At 40.0% G+C, this 15738-nt stretch carries 11 protein-coding genes; 2 read left to right on the top strand and 9 right to left on the bottom strand.

Annotation, left to right across the window (positions count from 1 at the left end; all coding sequences use genetic code 11):
• The first annotated feature begins 124 nt into the window (after positions 1-124).
• Together K9N40_01265 and K9N40_01260 are read left to right on the top strand one after the other, a co-directional pair.
• Entirely contained in the window at positions 125-940 is an 816-nt protein-coding gene (locus K9N40_01265) for a hypothetical protein (GenBank protein ID MCF7813090.1), read from the top strand.
• A 15-nt stretch (positions 941-955) separates the two neighbouring features.
• The gene (locus K9N40_01260; GenBank protein MCF7813089.1) at positions 956-2986 is read left to right on the top strand and encodes a urocanate hydratase; all 2031 of its coding nucleotides are present in this window, start codon (positions 956-958) and stop codon (positions 2984-2986) included.
• A 52-nt stretch (positions 2987-3038) separates the two neighbouring features.
• Here K9N40_01260 and K9N40_01255 read toward each other — a convergent pair whose 3' ends face one another.
• The 9 genes from K9N40_01255 to ispF all read right to left on the bottom strand — a co-directional run bounded on the left by K9N40_01255 (position 3039) and on the right by ispF (position 15581).
• Positions 3039-3611: a hypothetical protein gene (locus K9N40_01255; protein MCF7813088.1), complete on the bottom strand. Its 573-nt coding sequence runs from the start codon at positions 3609-3611 to the stop codon at positions 3039-3041.
• A 9-nt stretch (positions 3612-3620) separates the two neighbouring features.
• The gene (locus K9N40_01250; GenBank protein ID MCF7813087.1) at positions 3621-4130 is read right to left on the bottom strand and encodes a hypothetical protein; all 510 of its coding nucleotides are present in this window, start codon (positions 4128-4130) and stop codon (positions 3621-3623) included.
• Positions 4131-4142: 12 nt separating this feature from the next.
• Entirely contained in the window at positions 4143-4475 is a 333-nt protein-coding gene (locus K9N40_01245; GenBank protein MCF7813086.1) for a hypothetical protein, read from the bottom strand.
• Positions 4476-4730: 255 nt separating this feature from the next.
• A complete protein-coding gene (locus K9N40_01240; GenBank protein ID MCF7813085.1) occupies positions 4731-5246 on the bottom strand; it encodes a hypothetical protein in 516 nt (171 codons plus the stop codon).
• Complete coding sequence (locus K9N40_01235) at positions 5246-7414, bottom strand: tetratricopeptide repeat protein (GenBank protein MCF7813084.1); 2169 nt, start codon at positions 7412-7414, stop codon at positions 5246-5248. The genes K9N40_01240 and K9N40_01235 overlap by 1 nt, the downstream gene beginning before the upstream one ends.
• 74 nt (positions 7415-7488) lie before the next feature.
• Complete coding sequence (locus K9N40_01230; protein ID MCF7813083.1) at positions 7489-11283, bottom strand: translocation/assembly module TamB domain-containing protein; 3795 nt, start codon at positions 11281-11283, stop codon at positions 7489-7491.
• 4 nt (positions 11284-11287) lie between these two features.
• Positions 11288-13117 (bottom strand): BamA/TamA family outer membrane protein, encoded by a 1830-nt coding sequence (locus K9N40_01225; protein ID MCF7813082.1) that lies wholly within the window; start codon positions 13115-13117, stop codon positions 11288-11290.
• Complete coding sequence (locus K9N40_01220; GenBank protein MCF7813081.1) at positions 13114-15090, bottom strand: U32 family peptidase; 1977 nt, start codon at positions 15088-15090, stop codon at positions 13114-13116. The genes K9N40_01225 and K9N40_01220 overlap by 4 nt, the downstream gene beginning before the upstream one ends.
• Before the next feature lie 8 nt (positions 15091-15098).
• The gene (gene ispF, locus K9N40_01215) at positions 15099-15581 is read right to left on the bottom strand and encodes a 2-C-methyl-D-erythritol 2,4-cyclodiphosphate synthase (GenBank protein MCF7813080.1); all 483 of its coding nucleotides are present in this window, start codon (positions 15579-15581) and stop codon (positions 15099-15101) included.
• Between the last annotated feature and the right edge of the window lie 157 nt (positions 15582-15738).

Here is a 15738-nt window from a genome sequence, read left to right as displayed (position 1 = left end):
AAAGATTTGTCAAATAAATTATCAAATCTAAAAGTTGTTTGACAATAAATGAGTAAAAGTATTTTTTCGCATTATAAACGAAGAGGGTAAATCAGAAAATAATTTCCGAAATTTAGGAGGAATTATGTTTTATGCCGATCTATTGGATAGATTAATTCCGGAAGAAGAAAATCCGGTTAACAAAATGTATCTGACCGAGCTGAAACTAAAATGGAAAGGATTTGAGAAAATCCTGGATGAGAAGAAACTGACCAATGAATTAATAGTTCAAGAATTCAATAAGTTTTTGAAGAACTTAAATAGCAGAAAATTCAAATATCTGGAAGGGACAAAGAAAGGATTTAAACCTGATTCTGAAATTTTCAGTTCACTATATCTGGATGATTTTATTTCAATTTTCCTATCAAAGAAAAGCATTTTAAAAAATCTGGGTATCGAATGGGGAAGACAATCATTTACCACGGGAATGAATTTCAATCCTTTAAGCTTTGGAGAGATGGAAAAAAATCCTAATTTTGAGATCGATGATTCGCCTATGTTTTTATCTCTTATTCAAAATATAGATTTTCAGTTTCGTATTACCGGGAAAAGAAGATTCAATAAATATCAGCTGAAATTTCCGCTTCTTGTTTTTCACACTTTTACAAATCTCGACCTGAATGATCTGATTCGTTCAGAATACTATGCAAATATGGCAAAAGCTACTTTCAGAAAAGTAAAAACGATAATTGTGACTGAAACCTTGGATAAAGAACTCACTCCAGATGTTCGCTCACTTCCTATTGAAGCAGTTTTTGTTTTAAGAAAGCAGTATAGCAACGAAAATTTGATGCCAATTTCATTTGACGTTGTAGAGAGATTGTCAGAAATGATTGATAGCCTGTTGGCCGGTCATGATGATGTTCCCGGCAATTTTGTGGAGACAGGTATTATAAGATAATTGGGAGTTTTTTAAATGAATAATCTTGATATTTCAAATGCTATGACAATAAAACTTGATTCTAATTTACCAAAATATCCGAAATTTGTGGAAGGAATCCGTCGAGCTCCTCGACGTCAAATGCCCTTGAATAAAAAGGAAATTGCTTTAGCACTTAAGAATGCCCTTCGTTATATTCCAGAAGAGCTGCATGAAACTTTAGCACCGGAATTTCTGGATGAATTGATGGAACATGGTCATATCTATGGCTATCGTTATCGACCGGAAGGATGTTTGAAAGGAAAGCCTGTAGAAGAATATAAAGGCAAATGTTTAGAAGGAAAAGCTTTTCAGGTGATGATCGACAATAATTTAGATTTTGCTACAGCTCTTTATCCATACGAATTGGTAACTTACGGTGAAACCGGTTCGGTCTGCCAGAACTGGATGCAATATCGGCTTATCAAAAAATATCTGGAAAATCTCACTCATGAACATACACTTGTTCTGGAAAGTGGCCACCCATTAGGATTATTCAAATCACATCCCAAAGCACCAAGAGTTATTTTAACAAACGGATTAATGATCGGCATGTTCGATAATCAGCAGGATTTTAATCGTGCCAATGCCCTGGGCGTGGCAAATTACGGACAGATGACAGCCGGCGGCTGGATGTATATCGGACCGCAGGGAATTGTGCATGGAACTTATAACACAATTTTAATTGCCGGGCGCCTGAAACTTGGCGTGCCTGAAGATGGCGATTTGAAAGGGAAATTATTTGTGTCCTCCGGTTTGGGAGGTATGAGCGGTGCTCAACCCAAAGCTGTGGAAATTGCAGGTGGCGTAGGAATTTTTGCTGAAGTTGATGAATCTCGCATCCAGACGCGACACGATCAGGGTTGGGTAAGTTTAGTAACTCAAAGTGCTGAAGAAGCTTTCCAACAAGCAGAAGAATATCTGCAGAAAGAGGAATCAATTTCAATCGCTTATAATGGAAATATCGTTGATCTGCTGGAATTCGCTGCAGAAAATCAGAAACACATCGATCTGCTCAGCGATCAGACTTCCTGTCATGCAGCTTATGAAGGTGGATATTGTCCGGTTGATTTAAGTTTTGCAGAACGAACTGAAATGCTTTCCAAAGATAGAAAAAAGTTCTGCCAACTGGTCGATAAATCTTTGCGCCGTCATTTCGAAGCGATCAAAAAGCTGGTAGAAAATGGAACTTATTTCTTCGATTACGGCAACAGCTTTATGAAAGCGGTTTATGATGCCGGAGTGAAAGAAATTTCCAAAAATCCTGATAATACCTATGATGGATTTATCTATCCCAGTTATGTGGAAGATATTCTGGGACCGGAACTTTTCGATTACGGTTACGGACCTTTCCGCTGGGTTTGTTTGAGTGGAAAAGAAGAAGATCTTATCAAAACCGATGCTGCGGCAGCTGAAGTTATTCAAAATTGCCGGGAAGAATTACGTTATCAAGATCGTGATAATTACATCTGGGTTCGTGATGCGATCAAAAATAAACTGGTGGTTGGAACGCAGGCTCGAATTTTGTATCAGGATGCTATGGGACGCATGAACATTGCTCTCAAGTTCAATGAAATGGTGAAAAATGGAGAAGTTGGACCGATCATGCTGGGACGTGATCATCATGATACCGGCGGCACGGACAGTCCTTTCCGTGAAACTTCCAATATCAAGGACGGCAGTAACGTGATGGCAGATATGGCCACGCAGTGTTTTGCCGGAAATGCGGCTCGCGGCATGAGTTTGATTGCACTACACAACGGCGGTGGAGTGGGAATCGGCAAAGTTATTAATGGTGGTTTCGGTATGGTTCTGGATGGCAGCGAAAGAGTCGATTACATTTTGGAACGTTCATTCCGGTGGGACGTGATGGGCGGCGTGGCGCGCCGAGCATGGGCAAGAAATGAAAATTCTATCGCAACCTGCATGGAACATAACGAAAGATGTAAAGACACCGATCATATTACATTGCCATTTATTCCTGATGAAAAGTTGATCGAAAAATTGGTAGAAAAGAAGGTAAAATAAAGTATACCCACAATATATTATAAAGGGTTGCAGTATTTACTGTGACCCTTTTTTAGTAGTTGTATCTTATACTAATCGATCCACCGGGAACGGGTTTATGTTCTACGTAGCTCATTCCGGGATTGAAAAAAAGTGTGGTGTCAAGAATCCAGTTTTTAATTTGATAGCCTAAACCAACAGCAGCATTGAATTTGGGATTTGGAATTGTATCAAGAATATTGCCCAGCGATGAAGTTTCAGCCATTACCGGATAGGTAATTCCTGATCGAACGATGAGGGATTTAGTAAGAAATTTCTCTGCGCCAGCTCTGATAAACCAGAATTTCATGTATTTCTTATTTGAACCATAATATCCACTTAAAAGTTCACTATCCAAATATAAATTATAAGATTTGTATTTATAGGAAACTCCAAGAGTTAGGAAATTTGGCGAACTGAAATCCGCAGCCTTTTCGTAGTTGGAATCTTCGTCTTCATGTATTCGTCTGCCCCAGAAATCTACTATATTTCGATAAACCAGACTGGCAGAAGTTTTGGGATTGATTTTGTAAATCAACCCTAAATCGAAGGTTGTAAAATCTACACCAAATTCATATTTTTCAGCAGAATCTCCGATTCTGTTCACTTTGGTTCGTCATACATAGCGAATAAGAGCGAAACCAAAATCAAATCGTTTGGAAATATCATAAGCCATAGCAAATCGATAATCATTTGTATCTGTATCGATTCCTCCCCGAAAATTAGAGATTGAATTAAATGAAAGATTTAGAATATGTTCGGAATATCCATCCCAGACATCTTCACTATAACCTTTAAATTTTAAACGGTTAATTCTGGCTAAGCCAATTGTGATCTGTCTTCCATTTAGTTTAAGAAAATCTGGTTTGAAGATAAATATGGCATTTTTTGCATCCCAGGGAATTTCAAGATCAATTTCCAATTGGTTTCCACGAATACTATTCAAGCCAGCAGGGTTCCAGTAAATGGACGCAGCAGAATTTTCTATTAAAGATCCGGTTCCACCCATTCCGATCTGCTTAGCACCAACTCCAATAAAAAGGTCAGAGCCAGTTAGGTAATCAAAATCTACTGCAGACAAAAGTGTGTTTAAAATTAATAAAATGATAATTGATATTTTTTTCAATTTTATATCCTTTTAAATTGATAATTGATACGATATTGAAATAGATAAGTCTGGAACGGGTTTTCTTTCTGCATAGCTAAGGCCAGGATTAAAGAATAAAGCTGAATCAAATGTAAATCTTTTCCATTTGTAGCCGATTCCGCATGATAGATTTAGTTTTGGATCTGGAATTTTATCTAACAAATTTCCCAGTGTAGTGGTTTCTGCCATTATGGGAGCAGTGATTCCAGCTCTCAAATCAAGTTTCTTTAAATAAGTTTTTTCCACACCTATTTTTAAAAACCAGATTTTCATATCTTTCAAAGTTTTTCCACCATATTTTCCTATCATGAATTCATTATCCATATAAATATTAATATTTTTTTTCCATGCTATTCCAAAAGTAAAATAATCGGGAAAAGAAAATTCTACATCAGTTTCTTGAGTGGAATTTTCTTTATTACTATAGCGGTTTTCACCAAAATGAAGCAGATTTCTATTAACCAGGCTGACAGATAGATTTTTATTGAATTGATAAGTAATGCCAAGATCAAAGGTATTATATTCTATTCCTACTTCATAATGCGGGTCAGAACCACCGGTTCTTTCAATTTCGGTCCGTCAGACCAGTCTAACAAAAGTAATACCGGCATTTAATTTGGATGACAGGTTTAGGGCTAAGTTAAAACGATAATCGTAAGTATTGGAATTGATTTTACCTGTGAAATCAGTTAGATCAATCATAGTTAAGTCCAAAAGATGGGCAGCATAACCGCTCCAAACCTGATCGCTGCTGCCTATAAATCTCAGACGATTTATCGCACTTATTCCAATCGTAACTTGTTTAGAGTATACTTTGAAAAAATCCGGTTTCCAAATTAAAATTGCATTTTTAAAATCTGTAAATGATTGAAAATCAATTTGAATCTGAGAATGTGAAATTCGAGAGATTCCAGCCGCATTCCAGAAAATAGAACCGGGAGCATCTTCCACAAGTGTTCCGGCACCACCCAAAGCAATTTGTTGTGAGCCGATACCCAAAGCCAGATCAGACCCGCTGAGATTGGTAAAATTTACACTTCCAATCAGCTGATGTGAAAAGGCAATTAATATCAGGAAGGAAAGAAAAATTCTCATTAGGCTTTTTTCAGACTCAGAATAAAAGTAACTCCGGAAGGCGGAGTATTTTCCACATAAATCGAACCGCCGTAACGTTGTACATTTTGTTTTACCAGATACAAACCCAGACCGGTATTGCCATTTTTGCCATGAGAGAATTTCTCTTCAAATATTTTATCTATGACTTCTTCATCTATCTGCCTGCCGTCATTGAAAACTCTAATCTCACAAATATTATTCACTTCCAGGATCGAAATCTCGATCTGCTTTGCCTGGCCGTGATTGACAGCATTTTCGATCAGATTGCGGAAAACAGATTCGATGCTGTCATCTGCCAACACTACAGCCGATCCTTTGTAGGAAATGTTGATCTCAGAATTATCGTTAATTATCTTATCTAATATTTTTTCCAGATTAATGGGGTGCCGATGTTCGAAATCTATATTTTTTCTTTCCATACTGTGCAGATTTTTGATCAGTTCGATGCCGATATTGCACTTCTTTGCTGCCTCATCCAGATAGCTTTTATCTTGTTCTTTTTGGTAGAGCCGGATAGCGGAAACAACCACCGCCAGATTATTGGTGATGTCATGCCGCAGCATTTTATTGATCAGCAAAATCTGCTTTTCGTTTCTTTCAGCTTCCTGTTTGGCAATCGTGAGAGCTATGTTCAAATGTTTTAATTTTTTATTCATTCGTCGGCTCGAAATCAAAAATATGATAACCAGAGTTATGATGATCAGGGCGGCAATCAGAACATATAACAAATGCTTCTTCTGCATATTTATAATCTCAAGATCTTTTTTCAGAAGATCATTTTCCACTTCCTTGGTTTCCAGATCGTATTTGATTTTCAGTTCATTGGTTTTTTCCAGATTGCGGTGGGAAGAAATTGTATCACTCACCGTAATATAATTCATAAGATGATTATAAGCTTTTTGATATTGATTTTTCATGGAATATAGTTCGGCCAGATTCAGCAGATTACCGATATAATCATCATGAATATCCTGATCCTGAAACTTCTGATTGGCAGCCAGCAAATGCTTTTCCGCCTGCTCGAGGTTTTTCATTCTCAGATATACCCGGCCAAGACGGCTATGATCCAAAGCGATATTCCATTGCTGATCTCTTTCTTTATTTATCTGCATACTCTCCTGATAATGGCGGATGGCAGCAGGATAATCTTGTTTATCCTCGTAGATAGAGCCGATATTGTTGAGAGAATTAGTGATGCCCAATAAATCTTCGGATTCCTTACTCATCTGAAGAGCTTTGGAAAGATATTCCAGAGCATTCTCATAATCATTCTTATACTGATAAGCCAGTCCCAGATTGTTGTAGGTGTTGGCAATATTGGGTTTATCACCCATTTCCAGAAAGATTTCCAACGCCTGCAGATGATGTGGGATCGCCTCATCATAAAGCTTCATTTTGGCATAAACGATGCCAATATTATTAAGACAGGAAGCAACGATGTGACTGTTGCCAATTTCTTCGGCAGCTTTGATCGCTTTTAAAAAATACTCTAGAGCTTTATCATAATGATTCAGATTCAAATAAGCGATGGCAATATTGTTTTTGGTGTTGGCGATCACTCCATTATCGCCAATAGTTTTCTGGATTTCCAATGATTGTTCCAGATAATCGATGGCGGTACCGTAATCCTGGATTTTCCAGTAGATCAAACCAAGATTGGTAAGGCTGGAAGAGATGCCGTTCCAGTCATCCAGCTGCTTTTTTATTTCTATCGAAGCCAGTTGATAATCTCTGGCTTCCTCAAATTTACCCAGATTGATGGAAATCAGCCCCAGGTTATTGTAGATTTTACTCATTCCCTTTTTGTGATCGAGAGACTCAAATATCTTCAGGGACTTTGTATAATTTTCCAGAGCTGCTTCATAATCACCTTTTCGATAAGCAATTTGTCCCCGGATATTCCAGGTTTCAGCAAGGCCGATCTGATAATCTAATTCCCGGGAAAGCTGTTCGGCTTCAGCAATGTATTTTTTCGCTTCTTCTATATCAGAGGAAGACAATGTTTGTGCTATAAGATGCAATATATCAACGCGTTCTCTGCCCTCGGCTGTTTTTAATACAGATTTCAGGCTGTCGATTGCGGCAGGTGTACAAATCAATAATCCGCTCAGCAATAACAGAATCAAGATGAATTTCTGTTTCAGCATTTTCCCCCCATTCCCTACTCTCTGCGTTAATATTAAAATCAAATATTAATTGTAAATAAAAAATCCAAAAAATACTACTTCTGAAACTTCCAGATCAGGTTGATGCCGGAAGAATTACCGCTGCCGCTCACAGCCTGCAATGACAGGTATTTTTTTAATTCATATTCCATGGAAAGTTGTTCCGGTCCCAGCAGACTGTAGCGTCCCAGCGAAAAATCCTTTTGATAGCTGACGAACAGCCGGTTGGTAATGTATTTGCCCATCAATAGTGAAGCGTTCTGCCAGCTATCACCTTCTCGAAATTCCATGATGTCCAGGCGTAATTCATTTTGCAGAGAAGTGGTAACTTTTGAGATAAGCTGACGTGCCAGCAATCTGGCTGCCAAGCCGCTGCCGGATGTTTCATCGATCTGCTTTTTCTCGCCGTAAGAGAGCTCATTGAGGCTTTTGCCGAAAATCAGGTAGGATACTCCGTCTGCTTCCGAGATCGCCTGATCATTGTAGGTGAATTGAATGACAGGATTCTGCAGTGTACCACTGACAGTGAGGATCAGGGCATTCTTGATCTTGTCTGCCCCGATCAGCATATAGCGTGCCTGCAGATAAACCTGCGGATTAAGCTGAGGTTGACCATTCAGGACAATATTGCCGTCGATGATCTCGAATCTTTTGCCATAGAGATTATAGGTTCCTTTCAGGATTTGCACACTGCCGAATAACTGGAAGTCTGCGCCTTTTTTTACTGCTCGTATCTCGCCGCTCAGCTCCAGATACATATCGCGGGAACGCAGCCAGATATTGCGGGGGAAGCTTACGTTCACTTCACCGCGCAGGTTTTTTATGATTTCTGGCATTTGCTTTTCCTGGGATTTGTCGCTTGTTTCCAGCCGCGGGGTTCGAGCCTTTACCAACAGCGGCTGGTCGATTTTGGACTGCGTAGGCTGACCGTTTGCAGGCAGGAAATAGAAAGCTCGATTCAAATGCAGCCAGCCGTTCAGTTCATGATCTTGTCCATTGCTGTTGAAATCGAGTTTGGCATCCAGATTCAGAGTCAAGTCCTTGCTATTCAGAGCTATAAATTTACTGGCAGTCAGACTGCCGGTGATATTTTCAATCCTTTTCTCGATGGCATCGAGGGAGAGATTTCCTGTCAGTTTCAGATTACCGGATTTTTTCTTAGATCCGGATTTCAGAGAGAAATCCTGCAGGATAATTTCATTTTCTTCAGCTTCCAGTTGAAGATTGATCTTGCGATAGTCGATGCCCATTGTAGGAATATCCAATCTGCCTTTTTGCAGGGAAATCGCAGCCTTAAAATACGGTTGAGCAATTGTGTTTGTGGCTGATGCCTGCATGAGTAAAATGCCTTTGATCTGCTTAACTTCTGGATACAACGGCTGTAGCCAGTTCAAGCTAAAAGGGCTGGAAGATAGATTCAAATCAAAGGGTTTGTTTTGGTTCAGTTCAAAAACAGAAGCTTCCGGTTCGAGGTGCAGAGGTAAATAACCACTCAGCAGAATACTGTCTTCTTTCGATCTCTGCAATTCCAGAGAAATGTCCATCACCTCATCGTGTAATTGAAAGTTTCCTGTCAGAGATTCGAAATTGAGTTTATCATACTTTCCGTTTTGCAGTTTCAGATCGGAATGCACAATGGGAGAACTGAGATTTCCAGTTAGAGCAAGATTCAGGTCGAATTTGCCGGAAAGCGGCAATTTCTGATCATAGTAGGCAAGTAGCGATTCCAATTTTATATTCTGCAGAGAGATGTCCAGATCATTTTCCTGCTGCAAATCGATGTGGCCATTTATCGAGATCGACTGACTATCATTACGTAGATCGAGATGACGAATGCTGTAATATTTGTCACTGAACTCGATCAGCAGAGAATCGGTGGAATTCTGCCAGCTATCTTCAGGTAAATTGATCGTCAATTGAGGGATCAGGATTCGCTGCAATTCTACCGGAAAATATTGAATTTCCGTGTGCAAGCCGATCGCATCCGACTGCTGCAGCTGAATTTCTGCCTGGATTTTTTCCGGAGAATAACTGGCTGTCATTTGCAGAGATTGTAGATTAAATCCAGCTAGGTCGATAGCAGAAATGTCGCTGTCAAGTTCGGCAAATATCTCTCCTTTTTTCATCTCTGCGGCGATTTCAGCTTCCAACCTGGCGGCAGAGTATTCTTCATAATGTAAATCCTGCAGAAGCAGTTTAGCTCTGGTTTGCCAATCTTGTAGATCACCGCTGAAGGTTCCATCAACAGCAGCAGTTAGTGCAATTTCCGGCATTTTAGGAAGCAAGACAGAAGGAAGAGAATCAACCTGAACGCTGTAGATAAGCTGGTGTTCGCCGTTCCATTCGCCATTTCCACTGGCAGAGAATTGCGCCAGAGAACTATTAAATTTGAATGTGTCCAATTTATATTTTCCGGCATCTATCGCCGCTATCAGGCGCAGATCATCCAGAGAAATATTTTCGATAACCGAATCAAAAACACTCAAATTCAATTCAGCTTTCAGGGATTGCGGCTTTGTGCCTACTCCTGCTAAACTAAATTCGGCGTTGAGCACAGTCGGCTGCTGCAATTGCGTTATAAATGGCTGAACATCAAGTTTGTGAATTTTTCCTGCCATCTCGTAACTGGGATGGGAAACAAGATTTTTCAAATTGCCAGTCAATTCCAGATCGCCCTGTTCGGTTTGCAAGAGAAGTTGTGCCCGGAATTGAGCGGCATTTCCTTTACCTTTCAATTCCAGAAGATCGATAGATTGATCATTCCAAGCCGATTCTGAAAGTTTCAGATTTGCATCGATGGTGATGTCTTTCAGATCGCTGCCGGTGGTTTGCAAATCCAGATTTCCGTTCAGAAGTGTGGCAGACTGCTGAGGCAGCCAGCTTTGCAGATTTATGTTCTGCCAGCTCGCTGAGAGCTGTGATTCCAGCGGTTTTTCATAATCCGGCAGTGAAAGATCCAGGGTCAGATTCTGTTGCCGGGAATTCAGATCGGCTGCGATCTGCAGTTCTTTGCCGGCCAGATTTGCCTTGATCTCAAACTCAATTTTGCCTTGCAAAGCAAGATCTGCAGACCATTTATTAAGTTCTTCCAGAGCCAGCGGCTGTGCCTGGAGGAAGATTTGTGCTTCTTGATTCTGCAGAGAAGCTAATTTGACCTCGCCCAGAATGCGGCTGCCGGCAGTTGTGATTTCCAGACGCGTCAATGAGATCGTATCGGAATTTTTACTGTTGAGATCATTAATATGCAAACTCACCTGATGCGGGGAGATATCAAATTCTGCCTGTTGCACCTGCCAGGAAAGCTCTTCTGAGATCTGGGCAGATGCTGAAATTTGCGGGATGTGAAGCTGAATCGGCAGGAATTGATTTTCCATTTCCGATCTTACATCTATCAAACCGGAAAGCAGCCGGAAATTTTTCACTTCGATCTTGCCGGCAAAAGGTTTCTTTTCGGTTTTGGCGGGAGCGGGTGGAAAGAGATGCTGTAGATTCCAGCTGGCATCTTCCAGTTGATGAAGCTTTAGATTAAGTTGATCGATGATCAGTGAATCGATGCGGATCTGTTTTTTCAGGAGATTTGAAAGATTATAATTTAGTTGAAGCGAACTGATTGTAAGAATTTCCTGTTCGCCCCGACTTAGACTGATCCCTGATAAACGTAGATTATGCCAGAAATTCCCTTCCAGTTTTGCAATCTTTAACTCAGCATCTAATGCAGCATTTGCCTGCCTAATAACAATCTTTCTCACTTGATTTCGGAACCAGCCAGTCTGCATGATAACAAGAAAAGCCAGGATCAGGATCAGCAGACAGGCAAAGATGACGGCAACGATTTTAGTGCGTTTTTTCATCATCTTAAAATGCCTCTCCGATACTGAAATAAAAGCGAACAGGCAATTTTTCTTCCCACACCGCCATGGCAGCATCAAGACGCAATGAGCCGATCGGCGTCTTTATTCTGATGCCGCCGCCGACAGCATATTGCAGTTCTTTCAGATCATGTTCATAAGGCTCTTTCCAGATATTGGCTGCATCCAGAAAAACCACTCCAGAAAGTATTTTATAGATCGGATAACGCAGTTCCAAGCTTGCTTCCAGCAGACTGTTGCCGCCGCTGGCAACGCCGTCTTCATTCAAGGGACCCAGATCGGAGCGAGACCAGCCGCGCACATTGGCTTTGCCGCCGGCATAAAATCTCTCTGCCAGCGGTGTCGAAACGTCCGGCTCGATGGCCTGCATCACCTGATATTTCAGTCTGTTTGCCAAAGTGAAAGAATCTGTCAAACGAGTGTATTTACGAACTTCCGAAAATAGCTGATAGTAGTTGTAATCACTGTAAAAAGCCAGCCCGGAGAGCACTGCGGAAGCAGAAAAAAACCAGCCTTGATCGGGTGCTGTAAGCGGCTGAGAATTTTCAAAAGTATAACCCAATCCAAAACTGGACAGTTGATAATCAAGCTTGCCTTCTTCCAGAAGCTCATCTTCGATGAAATCGGATTTGGCTACCAGATTATTCCATTTGAGATCATAATCCAGATAGAGACGGGAATAACGCGCGAAACGGAATTGATAGACCGAATAGATGCCGCTGCTCTGCTTGTCATAACCCGTTTCGTTCAATTTGAGCAGATACGGCTGCAGCGTGTAGGTAGCATTGGGATGAAAGACTGCCGGTTGATCAAATTGGATTGAAACATTGTACGGTTCCAGATAGGAATGACGAAACCGCAGCGCAGCTCTCCTGATGCCGCCCAGAAATCCCAGTTTGGTGATTTTGGCTTCGGTGCGAAAACGTTCTTCCCAGCCATAACCAACTGCCAGTTGAGCTGTTAATCGCGGTGCTTCCTGCACGTTTATAGTAATATCCACCAGATCATCATTCTTTTCTTTTTCTGCCAGTTGCACCGTTACATAACGAAACATATTGAGTTGCTGGATCTGCTTCTGAGTTTTTTGAAAATCTCTGGGATGAAAATATTCTCCGCTGGCAAAACTGATCTGCTGGCGAATCAGTGTTTCAGAGATTTTATCATTTCCAGAAATTTCGATTTTTCCGTAACGCATTTTGGTGCCGGTAGTTATCTGCAGTTTCACCATGACATTGCTTTCGGTTTCGTTCAATTTGAGTTGATAGCCTACTTCGGAAAAGGGATAGCTGTTTTTCTGCAGGAAAGCCATGATCTCTTTTTCTGCTTTTTCCAGGTTTTTATCGCGAAAACGCTGCCCGGATTGCAGGGAATTCCTGTCTAAAAATTTTGGTAGGCGCGAATTTAAAAGTGCTTTGCCTTCCTCATCGGAATCGAAATCAAAAACTATTTCTTCTATCAGGACGGGATCGTTTTCCTGAATTTTCAGGATCACCTCAACGCTTTCCTTCTCCTCATTGATCACAAATTCCGGTTGGATCTGCACGTGTAGAAATCCTGCTTTCTGATAGGCAGCGGTCATCTGCTGAAGATCGAGTGCCAGATCTGCCTGATGAAATCTGTGTTTGGCTTTCCAGAACAGCAGATTGCGCCAGAAGGTATTTGGTGTGAGATACAGTTTATCTTTTAGCGTCAGCGTCGAAACATGCTTATTGCCTGTGATCTTGAGACTTTTGAGATAATAACCTTCCTGTGCAGTAAGACTGGCAAAGCAGATCAGCAGGAAAAAGCAGAGAAGAATTTTTCGGCAGCAGCTCATTGCAGACCCAGCTTGAAATTGAATTGCGTTCCGGGTTGTTCTGCTTCGGAAGTGTGAAATTTCTTAAGAATGCGGTTGAAACTGTTTTGGGAAGGTTTCTCATTAGACAGATCGATCAGGAAACGGCGAAAGCCTTGTTTGAAAAGTTTATTCTTGTATTGGAGTAATGATACTGGTAATTCGGGAATAATGCAGGTAATTCCATCTCGAATAAATTTGTAATATTTTTGATCTCGATCTGAAAATTCTGCCGGCAGATCGTTTACCGGCATGCGGGAATAAAAAAGTTCCGGACGAAAATAAATCGGCACAATTCCTTTTCTATCTTTTCCAGCAGTTAAATTCGTAAATTCATTTTCGAATGGATAGATGTAATAATTTACTCTTTCTTCTTTCAGCATCTGGATGGCTGCATCATTTAAAACATATACATTTTCTGAAGTACTTATCGTTGCTTGTTTTATATTTTTAAAAAGATTGATTTGAGAAATATGACCCAGCACAAAATGTTGAATTCTGTTTTGGAGTAAATATTTAATCAGAGAGTGGTAGAAATCAAGATCATTTTCCGAAATAAATTTGGGAAATTGAATAATGATCTTTCGAATATTTTTTCTGATAAAGTTACTTTTAAGTTGGAATTTTTTCCACTCATTTTTAGGTAATTTCAGAATTAGATGATCAAATTTATCGAAATAAATTTTTCTTAGCCAGTCAACTGAATCGATGCGGAAAAAAAGCTCCTGGCGTGAAAGTGTTTTACTCGATCCGATGCGGCTGAGAATGTGTTTTTTTTTTGATGTTGGCATTTGCAGTTGTAGCTTTTTTCCATCCAAAGAAAACTTACTTTGAAATTTATTTTCACCCAAACCAAGCAAAAATACTTTATCTCCGATTGCAATGTTCTGAATGTTATGATGTATTTTATATTTGCTGTTCTCCATTTTCTCGATTTCTTTAATTTTGAGAGCTTTGGAATCAGTTCCATCTTGCGGAAGAATCCTAAGACGGTTTCTTTTTCTGAGATTAAATTTTGTTTTAATTTCAAAGTATTCTGCCGATATTTTTGCGATCTCTCCAATTTGGTAACCGGTATAAGGTTCTTGAGTGATCGCATTTTTTACATTTCCTCCCAAAAAGTAAGAAGTTTTTTGACGGCCAAGATCAAATTTCAAAATTTCTTTTGCCTGTTCAATTTTGTTTGGATCATCGATGACCATACGATAAGCTCGAGTAACTTGGTGAACGTATTCAGCCGATTTCATGCGACCCTCGATCTTTATCGATCTGATCTTCATTTTCATCAGTTCCAGGATGATCTCAATCTGCTGATTATCCTTTAAACTAAAGAAATATTCAGAACCTTTTTCTGAATTGAAGATGCGGCGGCAGGGTTGTCGGCAAAGTCCGCGATTTGCACTCATTCCTCCCAGAAAACTGCTGAACAAGCACATTCCCGAAAATGAATAACAAAGAGCTCCATGAGCAAATATTTCCAGTTGAATTTTTGATCTATTACTGATATTTTTCAATTCTGGCAAGGTCAATTCTCTGGCTAAAATAATTCTCTCGAAACCTTTTTCATAAGCGAATTCTGCTCCTAATGAATTATGAAATCCCATCTGGGTACTGCCGTGGATTTTGATTTTTTCGAAGAATTTCTGCAAAAGATAATAAACACCCAAATCCTGGATGATCAGAGCGGAAATGGAAGTCTGAGAAAGCATAAACAGTGTATCCAGAAGCTGCGGAAGCTCTGAATTTTTGATAAGAGTGTTTAATGTGAGATAAACTTTGATGTTTTCTTTTTCGCTCTCTTTTAAAATGGATTGCAGTTGATTGGGAGCGAAATTCCTGGCTCTGCCCCTGGCATTGAAATTTTTCAGTCCCAGATAAACAGCATCGGCACCGCCGGCAATTGCGGCATAAAAAGCTTCCGGATTTCCCACCGGAACCAGAAGTTCGGGTTTCATTTATGGTTTTATTCTTGTAATCGCTTTATCAAACAAACAGCTTTGGCAGAAATCCCCTGTTCTTTTCCAGTAAATCCCATACCTTCTTCGGTGGTAGCTTTTACCGAAATCAAGTGAATATCACAATTCAAATCGAAAGCAATATTTTCTCTCATCTGCATAATATATGGTTTCATTTTAGGAGCTTCAGCACAAATAGTCGAATCGACATTACCAATTTTATAACCTTCCAAATGCAGAATTCCCGCAACTTTTCGCAGTAAAATTCGGCTGTCTATATCTTTGTACTGATCTTCGTTATCGGGGAATAGAGTGCCAATATCGCCTTGTGCCAATGCACCTAAAATCGCATCGATGGTGGCATGAATCAATACATCGGCATCGGAATGCCCGCGTAATCCTTTGTGGAAGGGAACTTCCACACCGCCTAAAATGAGTTTTCTATCCAATACCAGAGAATGAACATCATAACCAAAACCAATTCGCATAATTACTCCTCTTTTAAAGTTAGGTTCTGTAACACAAAACCTTCTTTTTTTTACGTTAACTAATTATTTTCTATACAAATATACCATAGTGGGAAAATCTCCCCCAAAAAATTAGAGTCCAGGCCAATTCCTGAGAGAGATAATCCCATGAAAATTATTG

Source organism: Candidatus Cloacimonadota bacterium (assembly GCA_021734245.1).
In the GTDB taxonomy this organism is placed as follows: domain Bacteria; phylum Cloacimonadota; class Cloacimonadia; order Cloacimonadales; family TCS61; genus B137-G9.
Note: the sequence above shows the minus strand (reverse complement) of the source record. Positions and strands in the feature narration are given on the sequence as shown.